General features: G+C 34.4%; 23 protein-coding genes and 1 pseudogene. 17 read left to right on the top strand and 7 right to left on the bottom strand.

The genetic code is table 11. The features are described 5' to 3' along the window. The first annotated feature begins 353 nt into the window (after window positions 1-353). The 3 genes from CYJ36_RS24875 to CYJ36_RS16945 all read left to right on the top strand — a co-directional run bounded on the left by CYJ36_RS24875 (window position 354) and on the right by CYJ36_RS16945 (window position 2,412). Window positions 354-398: an erythromycin resistance leader peptide gene (locus CYJ36_RS24875; RefSeq protein WP_105980607.1), complete on the top strand. Its 45-nt coding sequence runs from the start codon at window positions 354-356 to the stop codon at window positions 396-398. 292 nt (window positions 399-690) lie between these two features. Next, complete coding sequence (locus tag CYJ36_RS24880) at window positions 691-942, top strand: putative RNA methyltransferase (RefSeq protein ID WP_374702821.1); 252 nt, start codon at window positions 691-693, stop codon at window positions 940-942. A gap of 6 nt (window positions 943-948) precedes the next feature. Beyond that, window positions 949-2,412 carry an Msr family ABC-F type ribosomal protection protein gene (locus CYJ36_RS16945; protein WP_101568429.1) on the top strand — a complete coding sequence of 488 codons (1,464 nt, stop codon included), beginning with the start codon at window positions 949-951 and terminating at the stop codon, window positions 2,410-2,412. A gap of 128 nt (window positions 2,413-2,540) precedes the next feature. Here CYJ36_RS16945 and CYJ36_RS16950 read toward each other — a convergent pair whose 3' ends face one another. Further along, the gene (locus CYJ36_RS16950) at window positions 2,541-3,185 is read right to left on the bottom strand and encodes a YczE/YyaS/YitT family protein (protein WP_101568430.1); all 645 of its coding nucleotides are present in this window, start codon (window positions 3,183-3,185) and stop codon (window positions 2,541-2,543) included. 115 nt (window positions 3,186-3,300) lie between these two features. Here CYJ36_RS16950 and CYJ36_RS16955 point away from each other — a divergent pair, with 115 nt between their 5' ends. From CYJ36_RS16955 to CYJ36_RS16975, 5 genes are all read left to right on the top strand, one after another. After that, window positions 3,301-3,753, top strand: a complete 453-nt coding sequence (locus CYJ36_RS16955) for a MarR family winged helix-turn-helix transcriptional regulator (RefSeq protein WP_101568431.1) — start codon at window positions 3,301-3,303, stop codon at window positions 3,751-3,753. A 25-nt stretch (window positions 3,754-3,778) separates the two neighbouring features. Next, entirely contained in the window at window positions 3,779-4,297 is a 519-nt protein-coding gene (locus CYJ36_RS16960) for a GNAT family N-acetyltransferase (RefSeq protein WP_101568432.1), read from the top strand. 23 nt (window positions 4,298-4,320) lie between these two features. Then, a complete protein-coding gene (locus CYJ36_RS16965; RefSeq protein WP_101568433.1) occupies window positions 4,321-4,926 on the top strand; it encodes an FMN-binding negative transcriptional regulator in 606 nt (201 codons plus the stop codon). Window positions 4,927-5,148: 222 nt separating this feature from the next. Then, window positions 5,149-5,193, top strand: a complete 45-nt coding sequence (locus tag CYJ36_RS24885; RefSeq protein WP_105980607.1) for an erythromycin resistance leader peptide — start codon at window positions 5,149-5,151, stop codon at window positions 5,191-5,193. A gap of 376 nt (window positions 5,194-5,569) precedes the next feature. After that, window positions 5,570-6,760: an MFS transporter gene (locus CYJ36_RS16975; RefSeq protein ID WP_101568434.1), complete on the top strand. Its 1,191-nt coding sequence runs from the start codon at window positions 5,570-5,572 to the stop codon at window positions 6,758-6,760. A 1,098-nt stretch (window positions 6,761-7,858) separates the two neighbouring features. Here the strand turns inward: CYJ36_RS16975 and CYJ36_RS16985 are convergent. Both CYJ36_RS16985 and CYJ36_RS16990 read right to left on the bottom strand, forming a co-directional pair. Then, window positions 7,859-8,245: a VOC family protein gene (locus tag CYJ36_RS16985; protein ID WP_101568435.1), complete on the bottom strand. Its 387-nt coding sequence runs from the start codon at window positions 8,243-8,245 to the stop codon at window positions 7,859-7,861. Window positions 8,246-8,345: 100 nt separating this feature from the next. Beyond that, window positions 8,346-8,624 carry an ArsR/SmtB family transcription factor gene (locus tag CYJ36_RS16990; protein WP_101568436.1) on the bottom strand — a complete coding sequence of 93 codons (279 nt, stop codon included), beginning with the start codon at window positions 8,622-8,624 and terminating at the stop codon, window positions 8,346-8,348. Between the two features lie 573 nt (window positions 8,625-9,197). Here CYJ36_RS16990 and CYJ36_RS16995 point away from each other — a divergent pair. The 6 genes and pseudogenes from CYJ36_RS16995 to CYJ36_RS17015 all read left to right on the top strand — a co-directional run bounded on the left by CYJ36_RS16995 (window position 9,198) and on the right by CYJ36_RS17015 (window position 13,109). Further along, window positions 9,198-9,887, top strand: coding sequence for an alpha/beta fold hydrolase (locus CYJ36_RS16995; protein WP_101568437.1), 690 nt, complete (start codon window positions 9,198-9,200; stop codon window positions 9,885-9,887). 103 nt (window positions 9,888-9,990) lie between these two features. Next, window positions 9,991-10,155 (top strand): hypothetical protein, encoded by a 165-nt coding sequence (locus tag CYJ36_RS23775; RefSeq protein ID WP_180850394.1) that lies wholly within the window; start codon window positions 9,991-9,993, stop codon window positions 10,153-10,155. Between the two features lie 64 nt (window positions 10,156-10,219). Next, window positions 10,220-10,315, top strand: a pseudogene (locus CYJ36_RS24495) (DinB family protein); the annotation flags it as partial. A 411-nt stretch (window positions 10,316-10,726) separates the two neighbouring features. Next, a complete protein-coding gene (locus CYJ36_RS17005; protein ID WP_101568438.1) occupies window positions 10,727-11,482 on the top strand; it encodes a DUF2087 domain-containing protein in 756 nt (251 codons plus the stop codon). A gap of 23 nt (window positions 11,483-11,505) precedes the next feature. Then, entirely contained in the window at window positions 11,506-11,868 is a 363-nt protein-coding gene (locus tag CYJ36_RS17010) for a GIY-YIG nuclease family protein (protein WP_101568439.1), read from the top strand. A gap of 446 nt (window positions 11,869-12,314) precedes the next feature. Further along, entirely contained in the window at window positions 12,315-13,109 is a 795-nt protein-coding gene (locus tag CYJ36_RS17015; protein WP_101568440.1) for a DUF2935 domain-containing protein, read from the top strand. 269 nt (window positions 13,110-13,378) lie between these two features. Here CYJ36_RS17015 and CYJ36_RS17020 read toward each other — a convergent pair whose 3' ends face one another. Both CYJ36_RS17020 and CYJ36_RS17025 read right to left on the bottom strand, forming a co-directional pair. Beyond that, complete coding sequence (locus CYJ36_RS17020) at window positions 13,379-14,233, bottom strand: dimethylarginine dimethylaminohydrolase family protein (protein ID WP_101568441.1); 855 nt, start codon at window positions 14,231-14,233, stop codon at window positions 13,379-13,381. 18 nt (window positions 14,234-14,251) lie between these two features. Then, on the bottom strand, window positions 14,252-14,503 hold the full coding sequence (locus CYJ36_RS17025; protein ID WP_101568442.1) for a hypothetical protein: 252 nt from the start codon (window positions 14,501-14,503) through the stop codon (window positions 14,252-14,254). A gap of 435 nt (window positions 14,504-14,938) precedes the next feature. On the opposite strand from CYJ36_RS17025, the gene CYJ36_RS17030 reads away from it, so the two are divergent. Next, entirely contained in the window at window positions 14,939-15,709 is a 771-nt protein-coding gene (locus CYJ36_RS17030) for a YqcI/YcgG family protein (RefSeq protein ID WP_257962511.1), read from the top strand. Window positions 15,710-15,719: 10 nt separating this feature from the next. Here CYJ36_RS17030 and CYJ36_RS17035 read toward each other — a convergent pair whose 3' ends face one another. Continuing rightward, window positions 15,720-16,349: a LysE family transporter gene (locus tag CYJ36_RS17035; RefSeq protein ID WP_101568443.1), complete on the bottom strand. Its 630-nt coding sequence runs from the start codon at window positions 16,347-16,349 to the stop codon at window positions 15,720-15,722. A gap of 331 nt (window positions 16,350-16,680) precedes the next feature. Between CYJ36_RS17035 and CYJ36_RS17040 the strand changes: the two genes are divergently transcribed. Next, on the top strand, window positions 16,681-18,036 hold the full coding sequence (locus tag CYJ36_RS17040) for an amino acid permease (protein ID WP_101568444.1): 1,356 nt from the start codon (window positions 16,681-16,683) through the stop codon (window positions 18,034-18,036). A gap of 46 nt (window positions 18,037-18,082) precedes the next feature. Further along, a complete protein-coding gene (locus CYJ36_RS17045) occupies window positions 18,083-18,508 on the top strand; it encodes a hypothetical protein (RefSeq protein ID WP_101568445.1) in 426 nt (141 codons plus the stop codon). A gap of 538 nt (window positions 18,509-19,046) precedes the next feature. Here CYJ36_RS17045 and CYJ36_RS17050 read toward each other — a convergent pair. Next, window positions 19,047-20,279, bottom strand: coding sequence for an MFS transporter (locus CYJ36_RS17050; RefSeq protein ID WP_101568446.1), 1,233 nt, complete (start codon window positions 20,277-20,279; stop codon window positions 19,047-19,049). Window positions 20,280-20,306: the final 27 nt, after the last annotated feature.

Consider the following 20,306-nt stretch of genomic DNA (forward strand, 5'->3'; position numbering starts at 1 on the left):
CTTTATTCCTTTTAATTTTTGCAAACCTGTTGAAAAATATGTAAAAAATCATATTATGGTTAAACTTACAAAGGCAGTGGAAATAGAGGTAAACAAAAAAGGAAGCAAATGAGCTGCACCATGCACACTCATTTGCTTCCTTTTTGTTCGTAGTCTTCGATTGATTATCCAAAGTTAGGTTCAAATTGTGATAGATCTGCATATATCTAAGAAAGAGGTGCGCAGTCAGCTCAGGTATACTCTTCAAGTAATGATGTATAACAGTGGAATAAGTGTTGTTTTCTTTGACTTTTTCTAATAGCAACTCTATAATTAATACTGTATTTTTAAATTTAAAGGAGGATTATTAAAAAATGACACACTCTATGAGACTTCGATTCCCAACTTTGAACCAGTAATTAAATACGTTCAAAGGCTCTGTTTGTTTGCAGAGTAAACGGGATAAGTCTGTCCTTTTTTAATAATCTTCATTTCGCATAGTAAATATGTGTAGTGTAGAAAGGCGGATCATTCTGCCTTTCTTTATTTTTGTGTAAATTTTCCTTCTAGATCTTTAACAAAAGGAAGGTTTATTTGGTGACGGCTACCTAAGCTTCCCTCCTAATCAAATAAGGATGGGTCTTCTTCCCTTTACTCTAAATCACAGGCAGACAGCCTGTGATTTTTTTTATGTTGAAAGGGAGAGTTAACATGCCCAAAATAATAAATAGGGCAAAAAGTGTGAGTGCGATTGAGCGAGCATTGATATGTCCGCTTTGTGAAAGTCGTGTGAGAGTTGTCGATTTTAAAACTCTAATATGCTCTAGAAACCACACATTTGATTTCACAAAACAAGGATATCTACACCTGATTCCTCATCCTTCTAACAGTCATTACGGAAAGGAATTCAGTAGATTTAGATATTTTAATTGGAATAAACAAAGAAGCAAAAATTGGAGGTAGTGAATAATGGAAAAAGTTTGTATTGAATTAGAAAATATTAAACTCTCATTTTTAGATAAATTAGTATTCGAAATTCCTCGTTTAGCCGTACATCATTTTGATCGTATTGGAATTGTCGGGAAAAACGGGGCTGGTAAAAGTACGTTGTTGAAACTTATGAACGGTCAAATTACGCCAGATAAAGGCCAAGTGAATAAATTTGCAGATTTTTCCTATTTTGATCAATTGGCTGCACCAGATGATAGAGAAGTAGATTATGAGCTGTTAGGAAAGCTATCCATTCCTCAAACTGAAACTGAAAATTTAAGTGGGGGTGAACAGACACGGATGAAGTTAGCGGGAATTTTCTCCACCTATCATGAAGGTTTATTAATTGACGAACCGACTACTCACTTAGATGCAGCTGGCACACAGTTTTTCATTGAGGAATTGACTTACTATTATGGTGCAATTGTCCTTGTAAGTCATGACCGTTATGTATTAGATACGCTCGTGACGAAAATTTGGGAAGTAGAAGATGGACGCGTTACGGAATATACAGGAAACTACACAGATTATGCAGAGCAAAAACAACTCCTGCGAAAGCAGCAGCTAGAACAGCATGAAAAGTATGTAAAAGAAAAAAATCGACTGATAAAAGCTGCAGAAGAGAAGATGAAAAAGGCTGATAAAATTACTCAGGCAAATGGACATATATCGAAAAAAGAAACGAAAGCAAAGGCAAATAAAATGTTTATGACGAAATCAAAAGATACAAGCCAAAAAGCGGTTCAACGCGCAGCAAAAGCGATTGAACAGCGTGTGGAACAACTCGATGCAGTGGAGGCTCCTGAAAAAGAACAAATGCTGCGTTTTCTTCAATCAAATGCTCTCAAGCTGAACAATAAGTTTCCAATAATGGCTGATCGATTAACACTAAAGGCAGGGAACAAAACTCTGCTCAACGAAGCAAGTTTCCAATTCCCATTAGGCAGCACTATCGCAATTACAGGAAATAATGGATCAGGGAAATCAACCCTCCTGCGCCACATTTTGCAGCATGGACAAGGGATTATCATATCTCCTAAAGCTGTCATTGGGGCTTATGAACAAATGGGCTATCAATTTGAAAAAAATGAATCTGTCATTGCATTTATGAAAGAAAGAAGCGATTACGACGAAAGCAAGATCCGTGCAGTCCTTCATGCAATGAACTTTGCAGGAAATGATTTGAGAAAGAATGTGTGCAATTTAAGCGGTGGAGAAGCAATTCGTCTACTATTGTGTCAACTGTTTTTGGGAAGATACAATGTACTGGTTTTAGATGAGCCGACCAATTTTTTGGATGTTTATTGTATTGAAGCGTTAGAACGCTTTTTAAAAGGATATGAAGGTACCGTGCTTCTTGTAACACATGATCAAACTTTTATTAGTCGTGTAGCAGATCGTATATATGTTATGGAAAACCACCAACTAAAAATAAAAAATTAATCTGATAAAGAAGCAGAGAAGGTATCTCTGCTTCTTTTAATAAGAATCTACCTTAGATGGGCAGGAGCTATTGTGAATAAATGTACTTAAACTATCGTGGCAGTTGAACAAGAAAAATATAAAGCATTCTATATTGAATGGTTTTTATCTTTATCATAATTTAGTGATGTACTAGAGTGTGTTAATAGGCGGTCTAATACTTTTTCAGTAAATGGCATAAAGTAATTAAGTATTAGCCCCCCTAAACAAACGGTTAATAAAGTTCCAACGCCAATTGGTCCATTTAAAATCATTGCCATTATTAAGAATACGAGGTAAATGAATGTTCTCGATAACAGTATATTTGTTCTAGTTAATTCTTGTATGATTAATGTTAATCGGTCAACTGGAATCGGTGCAAAATTTGTGTGTAAATATGTTGCAGTTCCTAATCCTATAACAACTAAGCCGATTCCAAAACAAACAACTTTGCTGTACCATAGTTCAGGTGTTATCAAATTGTGCAATAAAAAAAGCCACATATCAATACCAATACCCGTTATAAATGCTGTTAACAACCCCAAAACTTCTGGTCTTTGTCTTATTAAAAATGAATTACAACATATCAATATTAAAGCTATTATTATTTCCCAACTTCCCACAGTAAGCCCCACATTTATGGACAGTCCTACCAAAAGTGCATCAAAAGGTGAAGTTCCAAGGTCTGATTGTATAGTGAAAGAAATACCAAGGGTTAATATTAAAATTCCTAATACATAAAAAACATATTTCACTTTACTCGACCTCTTTATCATTATTTTTTGTTGCAAATGCAACAAAGTTAGGTTAAATTTAATATATACCATTTTTATTGCATTTACAACAAAAATATGTACTAAGGAGTTATTTATGAAGGAAATTCTTCGTGAAATTGGAATGATAGCAAGGGCATTAGATTCTATAAGTAATATAGAATTTAAAGAATATGACCTTACAAAAGGGCAGTATTTGTACCTGGTGCGAATATGTGAAAACCCAGGAATCATTCAAGAAAAGTTAGCTGAGATGATAAAAGTAGATCGAACAACAGCAGCTCGTGCTATAAAAAAACTTGAAATTAATGGCTTTATTGAAAAGAAAGAAGATAAACATAACAAAAAAATTAAAAAACTCTTTCCAACAGAGAAAGGGAAAAATGTTTTTCCTTTTATAAAAAGAGAAAATGATTATTCCAATCTCGTTGCATTAGAGGGATTTTCCGAAAGAGAAGTAGAAACCATTTTCAATCTTCTTCAAAGAGTAAGAAAAAATATAGAAAAAGACTGGGAATTTGTAAAAAAGGGAAACAAGAGAAATTATTGATTATATAAAGGAGCGACATATTTAAATGACTATAAATATAAAAAAGTGTACCCTTGAAGATTCACGCAAACTTCAAGAAATTAGTTATGAAACATTTAATGAGACATTTAAGCATCAGAATTTACCCGAAAATATGAATGCCTATTTGGAAAGGGCATTTAACTTAAAACAATTAGAAAAAGAATTATCCAATATTTCTTCGCAATTCTTTTTTGTTTATTTTAATAATGAAGTCGCTGGATATTTAAAGTTCAATACCAATGATTCTCAGTCTGAAGAAATGGGTGATGAATCACTTGAAATCGAGAGGATTTATATAAAGAACAATTTTCAAAAACATGGGCTTGGTAAATATCTGCTAAATAAAGCTATGGAAATTGCGATGGAACGTAATAAAAAGAAAATCTGGCTAGGCGTATGGGAAAAAAATGAAAATGCTATTGCTTTTTATAAAAAAATGGGGTTTGTTCAAACTGGAGTTCACTCTTTTTATATGGGTGATGAAGAACAAATGGACTTTATAATGACCAAAACACTCATATAACTTTTTTTGAAAGGTGGATTATTATGTATATACCTAAACATTTTAAAATTGATGATGAAGAAGTAATTTATAATTTTATTGAAAAATATGGATTTGCAACCTTATTTTCTCAGCATAAAGAAGAACCCTACGCTACTCATCTTCCACTGATGTTAAATAAATCTGAAAATGCTTTATATGGTCATTTTGCACGTCCGAACGAACAATGGAAGGATGCTGAAAACCAACAAGTCCTTGCAGTTTTCCAAGGTCCCCACTGTTATATTTCAACTACTTGGTACGAAACAACTAAAGCAGTACCTACTTGGAATTATGTGTCTATCCATTTATATGGAAAGCTGGAGATTGTCGAAGATAGAAAAGTAATATTCGATTCATTAAATGACTTGGTAAATAAATATGAAAACCCTGATAGTCCATATAATTTAAATGATGTTGAACCTAGTTTTATCGAAGGAATGAGTAAAGGAATTGTAGCGTTCAGAATAAAAATCACAAAAATTGAAGCAAAAGCTAAATTAAGTCAAAATCATCCTGTGGAACGACAAGAATTAATTATTAAGCATCTAGAAAACACTTCTCAACAAGATAATATACAAGTATCATCTCTTATGAAGAAAAATCTATAAAAATGCAATTAAAAGTCATTCCTTATTGAACTAAAGGGGCTTTACTTTAATAACGATCTTTCACAATCGGGCGTTTTAATGGAATAAGGAGGAATGATTCTATTGAATATATTTAAAGAGGGTTTTGATCAATCTTCTTAATTGTTAGTTATATTTACTTTTTCTAAATGGTGCTCTATAATAATTACTGTACTTTCAAATAATAAGGAGGACTATTAAAAAATGACACACTCTATGAGACTTCGTTTCCCAACTTTGAACCAGTAATTAAATATGTTCAAAGGCTCTGTTTGTGTTTGCAGAGTAAACGGGATTAGTCTGTCCTTTTTTAATAATCTTCATTTCGCATAGTAAATATGTAAAATGTAGAAAGGCGGATCATTCTGCCTTTCTTTATTATTGTGTAAATTTTCCTTCTAACAAAAGGAAGGTTTATTTGGTGACGGCTACCTTAGCTTACCTCCTAATCAAATAAGGATGGGTCTTCTTCCCTTTACTCTAAATCACAGGCAGATCGTCTGTGATTTTTTATTTTTTAAATGATTGGTGATTTTTTCATGATGATATTACTTTTTATTAATACGAGCTTTAGTTTTCAGCTCGTACCGGTAAAGAACCTATAGGTAAATTTCAGGAGGCATTTATGGAAAATAAAAATTGGAAAAAGAAATTTTTTGCATTATATACAGGGCAGTTCTTTTCATTACTGAGCAGTGCTGCCGTTCAATTTAGTATTATTTGGTGGTTAACCGATACAACAGGTTCACCACTTGTTTTGACACTGGCAGGGCTGGCAGGATTTTTGCCGCAAGCATTGGTTGGACCATTTGCGGGAACATTGACGGATCGCTACTCTCGTAAAATGATGATGATACTTGCAGATATGACAGTTGCTCTAGGGAGTTTAATCTTATTTGCATCGATGTATTTTAGTGAGCCAAGTATCGCATTAGTTATACTCGTTTTAGTTGTTCGTTCACTGGCAACGGCCTTTCATATGCCGGCAATGCAAGCTTCCGTACCACTGCTTGCACCTGAAGAGCATCTTACAAAGGTTGCGGGTTGGGGACAGACGGTGAGCTCAGTGTCAAATATTGCAGGACCAGCAGCAGGTATGTCATTACTTGCAGTTAGCTCGATCGAATGGGTGTTATTGTTAGATGTTTTAGGTGCTGTTATTGCTTGTAGCGTTTTACTATTTATTCGAATTCCAAGAGTACCAAGAACAGAAGAAAAAGTATCTACTAGCTTTATTGCAGAAATGAAAGAAGGGTATCAAGCGATTGTAAAACATCGCCGTTTATTTAAATTAACAATCTTAATGACAGCGGTAGCTATTTTATATATTCCGCTTGGTACCTACTTCCCGCTTATGGCACGTAATCATTTTGAAAAAGATGTGGTAGAAGCAGGAATAGTTGAGATCGTATTTGCGGTTGGATTAATTGCAGGGGGTTCGATACTAGGTGTACTAGGAGACAGTTTTGATAAGATTAAAACAATGGCAGTAGGTATGATGGTGATGGGCGCAGCATTATTCATTTCTGGTTTGCTTTCACCGTCGCTTTTTATTGTATTTATTGTACTAAGTGGTTTAGTTGGTTTATCTGGTCCATTATTCTCGGCTCCATTCTATGCCTATATCCAAACGGAAATTGAGCCTCATTTACTTGGGAGAGTATTCAGTTTTGTTACAAGTCTATCGTTACTAGCGACACCAATCGGGTACGCGCTAGCTGGAGTATTTATTGAATTAACAAGTGTAGCCACACTATTCATTATAATGGGTGCCTTAATTATTCTTAATGCAGTGGTAACAATCAAGGTAAGGTAGGAGGGGGGAGCATGCAATTTTTATTATTTTATTGATTAAGAGCATGAAATAGATGCTCGTATCAAACTTAGCTATCGATACGAAATTACAAAATTTCGGGAGGCAGCGAATATGGAACAAGTATGTTATGAATTAGAAAATATTGAGGTGACCTTTTTAGATAAAGAAGTGTTAGAGATGAACGATTAGCGGTACAACAATATAATCGCTCGGATCGTGGGAAAAAATGGTGCAGGGATAAGTACTTTATTAAAGTTGCTTGCTGGTAAAATTCTACTAATTAAATCGATAAGTATATTAGCAGTACCAAAGATACGAGGAATTTAGCACGGACATGATAAATTGATTGTCAGATTGAGGTCGTTTATGGCCTCTTTTTTTTATATAGAAATTATTAAGAATTTTACAGATTATATTAACTCGCAATTCTTTATAATTGTAGCTTTGAAACTTATCAAGACCTAAATTGTAAAAAGTAATAAAAAATAAAGGGCGATACATTTTAGTCATGTATAATATGTATCGCCCTTTTTCTTCTTGCTCAACAATCGCGCTCGATTGTTGAAGATCATTGTAAAGTCTTATTAAAGAAAAGCACCCTTTAGTTCAATATGAGGCTAAGGTAAAGGAATAGTTTTTGTACCTTGATGAAACACCATTTGCCATCTTCCATTCTTAAATTTCCTTATTGAACTACGCAAAGAATATTGTTTTTATACCTCGTCAAATATTTGATAGTAGTTAACACTATTTCATCAGACAATGGATGTATTTCAAAATCACATAATGTCATCTTTACGATTCCAATTCCTACATCACTAATGCCTTCGCCTTTGTAAAAGACTTTACAAAGAACTTCCAATTTCAAAAAAATTATCAGCAAGTAAATTATTAAGTTCTTTTTAATTTATTCACAATGTTACATTTCTATTTTAGAATGACAACAATGTCATTTATTTTTATACCTTAAAAAGGAATAACCCCGTCCTAAAAATAGGACAGGATTAACATAAAGTTGTTTATTTTTGATAAAAAATACTTCACCGAACTTAAAACATACCAATAAGTCGTTAAGAACTACGTTACTTCGTCATGAAGTTACTTCTGTGCTATCATCTGAATAAGGTTGCCGCATGTATCGTCGAAGACAGCTATTGTGACTTGGCCCATTTCTGTCGGTTCCATAGTAAACTTCACGCCTTTTTCCATTAATCGCGTGTACTCTTTTCGAATATCTTCAACGCCAAACATTGTTACAGGGATGCCCTCGGCAAATAACTTCTTTTGATACTCTTTGGCGGCTGGATGGGCATTCGGTTCGAGCAAAAGCTCAGTACCGTCTTGATCATCGGGAGAAACAAGCGTTATCCACCTATATTCCCCTGAGGGAACGTCATGCTTTTTTACAAATCCCAGAGTTTCTGTATAAAATTCCAATGCCTTGTCTTGATCTTGAACGAATATACTGGTAACAATGATTTTCATAATGTTTTTGCCTCCTTTGATATTTTCGATTTATGGTGTTCTGCTATCATTCTGACTTTAAGCAGAAAAACCATATATTCGTCATAAGTTTTTTAAAAAATTACTCTATCCATCCTTTAAGCAAGTTTTTAAGTGGCTCGTTATTGAACATTAGTACTCGATATTTCCCCTTTCGTTTTGATTTTACGAGCCCTGCATCTTCCAATGCAGAAAGATGTTTAGCTATCGCCTGTCGCGAAATGGTAAGATCGTGTTTCATAATGAGACGGGCCGTAAGTTCATACAACGTCATCTCGTTGCGTTCAGATAGTTCGTCTAATATAAGCCGCCGAGTCGAATCGCCAAGTGCTTTGAATATAGCGTCTTTGTCCCAATTCATAGATCGATTATAAGCAACTCTACGGTTGCTTGTCAAGAGCAAGCAACCGTAGAGTTGCGTGATGAAAGAACCGTATCATGCAATCTTAACAAGTTAAATTCACATAATTGTAGTTTGAACCATTATAGGAATATAATTCAATAAAAAAGTGAATTAATCCTCATTGGATCAACACACTAGTTAAATTAAACTATACTTTTTAAGTGTAGTTTATAATTCTACTATGTATTAAAAAAGAGGATATTAGCTCATATAATGAACTAATTATCCTCTATTAATCATAGTACAGTTAATAAAATAATGTTCGATAATTTATAAAAGTAATAAAGTTTGATGATTTGTAAAAAGTTAAAAATTCCTGTGTTGGTGGGCAATATTTCTTCTAGTTCAGCAATCAGGCCAGATTCTGAAGTTACTGATTGTGCAAAAAATCGAATTTTGAAGTAATTGTTATTAAGGTATTGGCAGAAAAGTGTAAGAAGGACATATTCACCTATTCACTGAAATATATAGGTATGGACATAAAAAAATCGGGTTTCAAATGACGGAGCCCGCCATGGGAGATGACCGGTGATGAAAATACGAGTGAATCAAATTGAATTGAATAGACTTACTTTTCAATATCGCGAGAGTGGTGAACCCTCTGCCCCACCGATTGTCGCACTTCACGCGCTGGGAAAAAGTGCGGAATCATGGGATCAAGTGGCTGCTGTATTAGGTGAAGAATACCGCTTTATAGCATTAGATCAACGGGGTCACGGCGGGAGTGCGGCAACGAGCACATACACTTTTGAACTGATGTGCGAGGACTTGCTTCATTTTGCGGATGCTATGGATTTGGAAAGGTTTACGCTCATTGGACATTCCATGGGGGGGACCGTAGCCTATCTTTTCTCTGAAACATATCCGTCTAGGGTAGAACGGCTGATAGTTGAGGACACTCCTCCTCCTTTTCAGGATAAGCCATTCGAAATTCCTTCCAAGCCTTCTGATCCCCTTCCGTTTGATTGGCTGGTTGTTCCTTCGATTCTAAGGCAGCTTAATGAACCCAATCCTGAATGGTGGGCGCGTCTTACCGATATTTCCACGCCTACTCTTGTAATAGGCGGCGGATCTAGTCATATTCCTAAAAACAAATTGCAGGAAGTTTCTGAGCTTATCCCAAATTGCGAATTGGTGACAATCAAAGATGCTGGTCACTTTGTGCATGATGATAGTTTGCCAGCCTTTTTAACTGCCGTTAAACGTTTTCTCCATTCATGAGTTTCCGAACGCTTTCATCCCTTTTTTTATTAACCAAACGGGTGTGTATTCAAAATAAGGGTCGCTTCTTTTCTGAAAATTTTATAGAAAGGATTGAAAGGTAATGAGGATTGAAATTAAACGTGCGAGTGAATTGGAAGAAAACACAAAAAAGAAAATGAGTGAAATTTTTGTTGATGGTTTTGGTAAAGATCTGACTATTTTCTCAAAAGATAAAGAAAAATTAGTTAAAGCTCTAGAACATATGTTTGTTGATGATGCGGTATAAATTACCTTGTATATATGAAATATAGGAAACAGAATTGTAATTGAAAGTTATATTATACAAAAGGCTGCTGCGTGTGGCCTATCATGAATCTGTCCACACTGGTCAGGTATTGGAATATTTAAGAACTGCAGACATACCCAGAGTTCGAATTTGGGATTAAAAATGACAGATTGAAGTCTTCGCATATTTGTCTTATTTTTCTTGACGTTGTTTCTTTAAAATAGTAATTTCCATATTAGTCAGGGCGCTTATCCAGTACAAGGATAGCGCCTTATGGTTTAGGCAATCGGGGGTGGCGTTTCTTCAATTAGAAGGAACGCTATTTTAATACTTGTTAATAATCTTTCTTCTGATTTTTTCTCGAGAAAGGATGTTTTTGTTCATAAAGAGTTCAATTTTGTTCATTGAAGACAAACTTTATTTATTTATGTTTGTATATAAGTAAACATAAACATATTTTATTTGTTTTGTTATTGACGATTTACAAATTATATAATAAAATGTTTGTTATTAACCAAACATTTTTATTGTTTGTTTGTTTTTAAAACCTTCGATTGGAAGTGTTTATATAATGGAGTTATCGGATTCTTTCTGGAATGCCTCGTTAGCAGAACTGAAACAAGGATATATTCAGGAAAAAGATTCTTATATTTGCCTGCTATGCGGCAAGAAAATAGAAAAGGGGATTATTTATCCATACGAAAATATGCTTTACGAAGCTGAAAGGTACATGCGTATTCATATCGAAAGCACCCATCAATCTGTTTTTGAGTACTTAATGGGACTTGATAAGAAACTGACAGGACTTACCGACCATCAGAATCATCTCCTTCGCCTCTTTTATCAAGGAAAAAGCGATAAAGATGTTCAGAAAGAAATGAACATTGGAAGTATCTCTACGATTCGGCATCACCGTTTTGCGTTAAAAGAAAAGGAACGTCAAGCAAAGACCTTTATGGCAATTATGGAACTATTAAAAGAAAAAGACGAGTATGCGCCAGCCTTTATACCTCCTCATAAGACAGCCAAAATGGTCGATGATCGATACGCAGTGACGGAAGAGGAACAACAAGAAATCATTAGGAGATTTTTACCTGAAGGGGTAATGGGACAATTAAAGAAGTTTCCTCCGAAAGAAAAACAACGCCTGATTGTCCTTCGGGAAATCACAAAACTATTCACAAGTGACGCCATCTATACAGAAAAAGAAATAAATCAGCTTTTAAATGAAATTTATGATGATTATGTCATGATCAGAAGATATTTAATCGAATACGGCTTTTTAGATCGGAGGCTGGATGGAAGTCAATATTGGCTGAAGAAATAATGAAAGCAAGGGAATGAATACAAATGGATCGTAAAAAGGAACTAAAGCAGCTATATAAAGAAACGCCAACCGAAGCTGGCATTTATCAAATTAAAAATATTAAAAATGAAAAGATTTTTATAGGAAGTACTAGAAATTTTAAAACGTTAAACGGGGTGAAATTCACTCTGGAAACAGGTACACATAGCAATAAAGGGCTTCAGAAAGAATGGAGCCATTTTGGAAAAGACGCGTTTTGTATTGACGTACTTGAAACTCTCAAAAAGAAAGATGACCCCTATTTTAACGAAAAAGAAGCGTTGTTAGAACTAGAGAATAAGTGGTTAGAACACTTTCAGCCTTATGAAGAACGAGGATATAACCCAAAAAAATCTTATAGGAGTTAATTTTCAATGAATAAACCTAATAATGAAAATAATGCCAAAAGTGCTGTTCTTTATTGGGCAGAATCTAAATTCCTCCCCTATTATAAAACTCAGAAAGTTAACAAAGAAGTTAATATACGGCACTAAAAGGATTCAAAAAGTCATATAAGTCTGATGAGCAACACTCATCAGACTTTTTTTAGGATATTTGGGAGGAGCCATTGAGTTGAATACCATTTTATCTAAACATATGACAACGGGAAAAAACATTTACAGCAAATTTAGCTCTAGCTCCCCATTGCAATAACGACAAATTCCCCCTTTAGGTTTCCTTTGCTTTTTGATCAGTTAGGATTCTTGCCGTAATTCTCATATAGCTAAATCTTCGCTTGAATAAACTGTAATATTTTTAAGGAGAGACATTTATATATAAGAAGACATGTTTATGCTTATATGGGGGGATACAAATGACAACATTTAATGAGAGTGCTGCTTTTGAACATGGGTTTTGGCTTAAAATAATGGCTGATCATTCCACATTTATTTTAGATTCATTAGCAGAGAAGGAGAAGATGGAGATTGCTGCGGCTAAGGAATTTGTTAGACAGTTTAAAGAGTTAGCAACAAAAGTAAAAAGCAATTCTGACCTTATAAAACTAACTCTGGAGGCTGAGGTATCAGTAAGGGACTTAAGAACTTTTAAGCTTGAATTACTTAAGAAACAGTTGACCAGTCAGTTTGTTATTCACTTATCACCAACATTCATAAATCATATGGTCAATGAATTAGATGAATACTTATTGATGATAGGTTATTTGAAAAAAGGGGAAAAACCTCCTGTATTTCATGAACTTCATCATCATTTGTTATGGACATCGGATGCAGCAGGACATGCAGGGGCTATTTCTGATTCACTGGATGCTGTAGAGAAAAGATTAAAAAATAAGAGTGATGAGTTTACGAAACACTTTGAACAATTCTACTTAAAGGCGGTAGAATTAACAGGCTATTTAAGAACAAATCTCGATTCTTTCCCTGCATTAAAACGGATGAATAAAGAAGTGAAATTAGAGATTGAAGTATTTCAATTGTTTCTGAATGAAATTGAAGAATTAGAGATTTCAAACCAAATGCTAAGTGTTTTCTCGCCTTTAATGGCAGATCATATGATGAGAGAAGAATGCTACTACCTCGTTAAGTTGGCTGAATCGACAAATACCCAATTACCGAATTGCAGCCCCATCCATTCAAAGTATAATTGAGTAGTAGAGAATCATCAGCGCATTATGGAACAAACTGTTGCACTTAAGCACAGCTGTGAACTTCAGCCATAAAAAAATTGAGAGCATTAACCTTAAAGAAATGGGTGGATTTAACGGTTAGATTAAAGGAAAATTTTTATCAACATTTAATAATTATGTTTTTCAACAAATGGCACGATTGTTAACCATCAGAAGTCTATCTCGATATTTCGAGAAATTAGGCTTTTTTTATTTTTTAACAGGTAATTTGGACTTATTACATCATGACCTTAAACAGTTTTACGCTTAATAGGCATGGTACAGCATCTGAAGGATCCACCTGATTTTATAATTTCACTGAAATCAATTTCAATGACTTCGTAGCCTCGATTGGTAAGCTCCAGATTGACTTCTTTATTTTGAGGTAAACTGATTACCTTTTTGTTGCCTAATGAAAGAACATTCACTCCCATTGAAAATTGTTCTTCTTTTGAAACATGAATTAAATCAAAACGGCTTGCTAATAATTTGTATTGTTGTTCGTCAAGTCCATCTTTATATATAAGTGCTTCAGACTGAGATATGATATTAAAGATACAATCCAAATGTAAAATTTCTTTTTTAATAGGTATTGGAATAATGATATAGTCTGGAACGTGCGATTGAATCTTATCAATAGCCCCGGCAGTAGTACGTTCGCTTATGCCAATATAGACAGTATTCTTATCAATGATCACATCTCCGCCTTCAGTCTGGTCTTCTACAAGATCTATGTAGTTAATTCCCATTGTATTAAGCCATTCCTTTAAAATTCCTTCTTCACCTTGTCTAATAGGCATTTTCATATCTGAAATAAAAAGATTTTCCCCGACTGCAAAACCGATATCTCTTGTAAAAACCTGTTCGGGATATTCTTTTTTAGAAGGGAGAATATGTGTTTCGATTCCATAGTGTTTAAGGGCTTCTACAAATTTATTATGTTGGGCAATGGCCACTTCAACTTGAATATTCTCTTTATGATATCGTCTTTGTGTTTCGTTAATCACCTGGCTTATCCTCATGAATCTAGGTTCACATAAGATGACATTCTGCAAGGAATCATATTCGGAAAAGCAGCTGACTTCATTTTTCTTTTTCTTATGCATTTCTTCAACCTCCATGTTTTAATTGGTACTCTGAAGGGCAACAAGCGTTTCACTTAAATGAGTTAAATGTTCGCTGGCATGATGAACCATAACTTTCTGATCTTCATCCACTTCCTGATGCATAGCTAATTTTACTTGTTCCTTAGCAAGTGTTAACGCTCGAAATGCTCTTTGGTATTCTGCAGAATTAAAATTCATTTGGGCATGTATCACTGCATCTCTTGCTTGTTCCACAAGATGAGACATATCATCTAAATTTACATTTTCCATAATCTTTCCTCCAACTTAATCATTAAATATTCAAACGGTGTTTGAATTCAGCTTTCCTGCTCGGCTTATTATTGGTATCTCCATTTTTGCCCTTCACTAGAGAAAACTTCAATTCATACTGGTTGGGTCCATGGTGCACGATCTGCTGGATTCCTTTATATTCTGCTCAATAACTTAAGGCTCATTCAGGATAAGTGTTTGGATTATTATATGTATTTTTATGATTTATGGGGTCTTATGGGTGTAATAGGCGCAGATCAGCATAAAACATTTGCGTTTCAAGATTAATGATCAAATATAAAACGATATTATCGAATAGTGAATTAACTCATTTAGATCCCAATCTTCATATTTATTCATACATCCTTTTAATTAATATCATGAATATGCACTCATCCCAAGCCACGGAAATACAGTGGAAAAGGAGGGATAAAAGTGCAGCAGATTTATGATAAAGAATTCATTTATAAACATGAAACTTCATTAAAATACTGGGAAAGAGATGCTTTTTTTTCTTTTGTGAAGAAAATGAAAAGCAAAGAATTAAGATTCCCTTGCATTCCTGCTACACAGGGTTTTGCAATGAATCATTTTAGGTATGTGTTTGTTGAGAATCCATTAGATAATGACTCCTTATCTGATTTCGCCAAAAAGTTTAAGTATTATTCTGAAACCTCAGAGAGCACCGGAAGTTACTCATCACTTATTGTTTTTTTTAATAACATTCCTTCTATAGAATCCTATACTATTGAAAATTATGAGAATCTATTCTGGTTTATCTTGTCAAAATTAAAACATTTTGATGAGAATCAATGGCCGATAGAAATTCCATTTGATCCTGAAAACAAAGATTGGGAATATTGTTTTGCTGGAGAAAAGTATTTTATGTTTTGTGCTACACCTAATCATCGCCATAGGAACAGCCGCTTCTTTCCATATCTAATGCTGGCTATTACACCACGCTGGGTTCTAAATGAATTTAATAAGAATCAAGTCTATAGCAATAAAGTTAAAAATGAGATAAGAAAACGATTAAGTCAGTATGATACAATCGCACCACACGCAGATTTGAATCAGTATGGAAATGAGGACAATCTCGAATGGAAGCAGTATTTCCTAAGGGATGATGATACTTCAGCACAATCTTGTCCTTTTTCGAGTTATCATGAAAAAGAAAATAAAAGTACAAATAACGAAAATAGGTAGCTTTAGTCTTTTAATAAAATAGGGAAATACATGCGTAGTAGCCAAAATAGATACCAAATCCAATCATAAACAAAGATGAGAGGATAGATATAAGTATGATGATTTTAGAGTGCAGGAATTTTCTGGCAGAGCTTGAGACAGCTGCCATCGTAAAGTCCCATATTAAAATGCCGAAGATAATTGCAGCACTATACAATAGAAGCTGCTGTAAACTAGAACTAGATACCGTTTTAGCTAAAACAGATCCATAAATACCTAACCAAAACATAATGGTTAAAGGGTTGGATATAGACATTAAAAATCCTGATAAAAAAGAGCTGAATCTTGAAGTATTCCCGCGAAAATCACTATTCATATTTATTTCCCTTATGCTTAAAAGACTTTCTATACCTGAATAAGTAAGGACAAAGAAACCGAATATCCAAAGGAATGTTTTCATAAAAGATGTATCTATAAAATGGATGACACCAAAATATACGAGCATCATATAGAAAATATCTGCGAGTAACGCACCAAATCCAAATATCCATGCATGAAAAAATCCTTTTTTAATTCCGCGATTAAGTTGAGCTGCATTTACAGGACCGATCGGTGCAGCCAAAGAAATTCCAAGAATCATGTAAGTTAAAAAACTGTTCACAATTTCACCCTCCAAATTCATTTCTATAAGTAATCATATTCCCAACTAAAAGCCTGTACCACTTTAATTTCAAAATATTACTTTGAAGCTTAGGCACAGCAAAAATACCCTGATTCTTTAAAGAACAGGGTATTATCCGATTACATATTATCACGATCTTTAGAGACGGTTATACGAGTGTTCATTATACTGCAGCCCCTTCTATCAGTGGCTTCTGTTTGCATTGTTGAACTAAATCACTTAGCAAATATTCATATGGAGATTGTTCGAATCAAAATACATATTAGAAGCCTATTTATCGAACAATAATAATGGTGAAAGGGGGGGTTTGATGAGCAGCTGCAGTCCCAGCAGTAATGAAAACAAAAATGGGGATCTCCAATGGTGGCAATTATCTTTAATTGGTGTGGGTTGTACCATCGGCACAGGATACTTTCTTGGTTCAAGTATCGGTATTCGCATCACAGGTCCTTCCATCGTACTATCTTTTTTATTGGCGGCACTAGGTACATATAGTGTTTTTAATGTCCTTGCAAAAATGACTGCGGAAGACCCGCAGAAGGGATCCTTTTGTTATTATGCCGGCAAGGCGTATGGTAAATGGGCAGGATTTAGCTGCGGCTGGAATTATTGGTGCTCTAATATTCTTATCATGGGCAGTCAGCTAACCGCACTTTCTATTCTTTCTAGATTTTGGTTTCCGAATGTAGCCTTGTGGATTTTTGCATCCGGCTACGCTGTTTTATCCATTGTCGTAGTTTTAACCGGAACGAAGGGCTTTGACAAGGTTGAAGATATTTTAGCCATTCTTAAATTTGCTGCAATTATCATGTTTATTATCCTTGCAGCAGCTGCTATTTTTGGATTTCTAAATGAAGCCAAAAAGCCTGAGGTATCCTCTGTTATCTCTGAATTGTTTACAGATGGATTTAAAGGGTTTTGGGCCTCTCTTATTTATGCTTTTTACGCTTATGGCGGTATTGAAGTTATCGGGATTATGGACATGCAGCTAAAAAACAAAGAGGATGCACCGAAAGCTGGTAAGATTATGCTTGTGTGCTTAACCAGTGTATATGTTTTATCGTTGGCACTTGCAGTCATTTTGGTATCTGTTGATTCATTTGATGATAAGGAAAGTCCATTTGTAACCGCTTTGTCAGGTTATAACCTTCCGTTTTTTCCGCATGTTTTTAATGGTGCGATCATTATCGCAGGATTTTCGACTATGACAGCTTCTTTGTTTGGAGTTACAAATCTTCTTGTAACGTTAGCGGAAGATGGAGACGCACCTGCGCTTTTTTCAAAAAAAAGCAAAAGATTTAAACAGCTCCCTGTACCATCATTGGGGTTAGCAGCTTTAGGTCTTGTAGCATCGATTATAACGGCCTTGCTGTTACCTGGAAAAATTTATGAGTATATCACGACCTCGGCTGGAATTCTTTTATTATATAACTGGTTTTTCATTATTATTTCTTCATTTAAGAATCTGCAGAATACAATATGGAATAAAATCCTTTCTATCATAGGATTGGCATTGATTCTAGCCGCGATAGGCGGAACATTATTGGAAAAAGCCATCCGCCCAGGTTTCTATGTAAGTTTGTTATTCGTATTAATTATTTGTTTAGTATGTCTAAGAATGAAAAAGTATTGGAAAAATGAAAAGAGTCAAATTCGATATTATTGATCAAAAACTAGAGTAAGTTCAAATGAACCTGAATGAGGTGAATTAGGTGGCTAACACTAAGAATGAACAAACTGGAACTGAAGATGCGGTATTATTAATGTTTTTATCGCTTGTTGAAAATGATGGGATAGAGGTAAATGTAACCCTTAATATAAATGGGGCAATCGTATCAGGAGTACTTATAAGTTCGAATGCTTATTATGATGGTATTACTGAGTCATCAAAACAATTAAAAGATGATACAATGTCAAGAATTGTCGCAAAAAGATTTAGTGATTTAAAAGATGCTTACATTAAACAAAAGCAAGAAGAAGGAGAAAAAGAAAAAAAGCAGGAACAAGGTACTTCAGCGACTTATCTCCATTTAAGAAATGCACGCTATCATAATTCTGCTTATCATTCCTCCAATACTGCCTGGTGGAGAGGGAAAATTTCATCTGTCGATGCATTTTCTTTTGATTCTCTTATTTAAGAGTTATAAAACACATTAAGCAAAGAGAAAGCCGAGTAAGGGACAAGGATGTGATACATAAGGAAGTGTGTTATTCCAGCTTGTCCCAAGAGGGGCTTTTTTTTTAGAGTATTTTATTTTGTTATTATGTAGTTGTGGGAACTTTCACAAGATATACCCCTTTTTTTCCACTTTCATAATATAAAAGGGACGTGAAGTTATTTCCTTGTTTTTATAACCCTCGAAATTGTAAATACACTACTATAGAAAAGGACGAGAATTTATAATACATTTTTAGGGGGATTTGTAGACTCAGTTTAATATTGGAAGATGGGGTTGTATCTGGCATGGTAACTTATGCAGTTATTCAAAACATAAGAACTAAAATTAAATAACAATTGGTGAAAAATTGGTTAAGGAATGTTCCTGCGAAAAAACATTGTAATTAACGGCACAAGTATCTGCATGCACTGAGCAATCATGCAGATACCATAAGATTTGAATACCCAGCATATATAACACAAAGGAAGGTGTACTTATTTAAAGGATAAGAAGAGTTTTAGTAATATACTATTTTTCTTTCCTTAGGTTTTCCTTTAAAATTTTTAAAAACAAACAATAAGATTGTCAACCCTAAGAGACCTGCAGATATAAAACTTATATTTAAGTGATTTTTTATAACCATAGTCATGATTGGCGGCCCGGCTGCAACTCCAATGAACCTTGCAGAACTGTAAAAGGAAGAAATAGTGCCTCTTTCATCTTTCTCAATATTTTCCGTCACCATTGCATCTAAAGTTGGCAGCATAGCACCAATAGCCAAACCCACTATACTTGTAACGACAAATAACCATACAAGTTCATCCTTTACAAAACCTACAAAGATTACACTAATAGACAAAATAAGCAGACTAAAAATGGTTATATACCTCATTAAAACTAAATTACCTTTAATACATCTCCCAGTAATAAAAGAAGAGATACATAAAACCAGCAGAGGAATTGCCAATAAAAACCCTTTTTTCACACCTTTTAATTGATATACTTTCTCTAAATGATCTGAAATAAAAAATAAAACACCAAATAGTATAAGCATAACAAATGCTCCAAGGGAAAAAACGATGTAAAGCCATTTACCCTCTTTATGAAATGTTTGCTTAGTCCTTGATAAAAACTCCTTGAATTTTATCGGTTCTTCTTTTCGTTTAGGAACCTTTACAAAAATAAAAACAAGAACAATTGAGATTAAACTAAAAAAAGAAATTGAAAAGAATGGAATAAACCATAAAATAGCAGCGAAAAAAGAACCTATAATTGGACTAAGTACCTTACCAAACGTATTTGAGGTTTCTATTACGCCTAGGCATGAGCTTGTCTTTTCATCATCATTTTTATACAAATCCCCTACTAAAGGCAATATGATTGGAGATGCCCCGGCTGCTCCTATTCCCTGAAGGACTCGTCCAATAATAATCCACATGTAAGGATCATCGAGTTTCCATGATGAAAATCCAGCAATTAATCCACCAATTAATGCAATTAAGAGACTTGGTAAAATAACAATTTTTCTGCCGATTCGATCTGATAAATATCCTGCGATTGGAATCAATATAATGGATGCTATAGAATAGCTTGTTATTACCATACTAGATTGGAATGAAGTAATATGTACTTCTTTTTCGAATATTGGCAACACAGGAATCAGCATTGAATTGCCAAGTGTCATCACTAGAGGAATCGATGCCATGCTTACTAAGCACCATTTGCTTACTTTTTTTCCCTCATTTACCATCACTGCACCTCATAATCATTTTCCTAT

The sequence above is a fragment of the Bacillus sp. UMB0893 genome, from assembly GCF_002858905.1.
Classification (GTDB): domain Bacteria; phylum Bacillota; class Bacilli; order Bacillales; family Bacillaceae; genus Bacillus_P.